The organism is uncultured Roseobacter sp. (genome assembly GCF_947496515.1).
Classification (GTDB): Bacteria; Pseudomonadota; Alphaproteobacteria; order Rhodobacterales; family Rhodobacteraceae; genus Roseobacter.
In genome coordinates this window covers 1-1224 of record NZ_CANMDB010000051.1, presented here as the reverse complement: position 1 = coordinate 1224, position 1224 = coordinate 1, and the positions used below count along the sequence as shown (strand labels likewise).

Below are 1224 nucleotides of genomic sequence, written 5' to 3'. Positions count from 1 at the left end.
AAACCGCTGCGATATCGCCAACCATAATTGACCAACGAACCCATGTTGTTGGTGAGATATCTGCAAAGATCATGGCATCGTGCCAGCGCCTTCTGCGCTTGATCCCGAAATACCAGATCGTATTTGGCAAGCCTTGCGCAATCAACGATCAGCCATTGAAGGTGAGTGCCAGCGACCTGGATTTTGCCATGCCAGAGGTTCCATCTCAGTGTCCCGGCCGGGGTCATAAAAATCGCCGTTGTTCCGGGGAAGTCTTTCCTTTGCACGAGGCCATTGATGGCGTTCTCCACATATTGCACGCGCATAGAGATGTGCCACCAGTCAAGGATATGTCGCACCTTTCCGTTGGTTGCCCCGCGAATGAGGTTTGGGAGCGCAGTTTCCCCGTCCGAAATCACGGTGACGGGTCGCTGATCGTCCCACCCGAGAGCGTCTAAGTCACGACGAAGCTGGGAAGCAGGCGAATTCGCAGCTTGTGGCACAAGGCCAAATCGACGGCACATATCGTGGGTCTCGATCTTCCCCACAACAACATCAAGGTAACGCTTTTGGTATTCCGGCCTACACCGAATGTGAGCTCCGTCGATGAATACGGTTAGAGGGTGTGCACTGAGGGTCTCGCATACTGGAGACTCCGCGTCGGTGATGTCTTTCGCGACTTTGCCAAGGCGATTTCGAACGGTGGTGTTGTGCTGCTTTGCACAGGGCAGGAAGGTCTCCAGGATCCGAGCCGCTTCCCGAAACGAATGACGGGCACCCAGCTCGGCCTGAAGCCTCCTCAATTCAGGTGTTGCTCTGTGACGGAAGACCTGTGCAAATTGCGAGAGCTTGTCGCTTTCTCCCAAGCGACAAGAACACTTGCGACGTCGAAGGACCTTCAATTGAAACCGGCCAAAGAGCGTGTCGAGAACCCGGGTCCGATAGTCGTGCACGGGTCTGCTACGACCACAGCAGGGGCAGATGCGGCTTGCTGCGGAAATTTCTTCCATCTGATGCCGCAGAATTGAACCCTGGAGTTGCGCCAGAATTGCTTTGCCTTGCTCAAGCTTAAGCCCCAACTCGCTGCGACACTGGTCGGCCAGATTGAGACGGCGAAGCTCTTCAGTCCGCTTCCCTCCCGTCTCAGAAGTCGTTTCCACGATAATCCGAACGTCCATGTCAGCCTCCAGCGATCAAAGAGTCTCCCGCAACTTACCCGAACACCCCCAGCCTTTGCCCACTCCC

At 55.5% G+C, this 1224-nt stretch carries 1 protein-coding gene; it reads right to left on the bottom strand.

What is annotated here, in order from left to right; all coding sequences use genetic code 11:
* Nucleotides 1-1157, bottom strand: a 1157-nt coding sequence (locus Q1A53_RS23325; RefSeq protein WP_299971803.1) for an ISKra4 family transposase, incomplete at its 3' end; no start/stop codon positions are given.
* Between the last annotated feature and the right edge of the window lie 67 nt (nucleotides 1158-1224).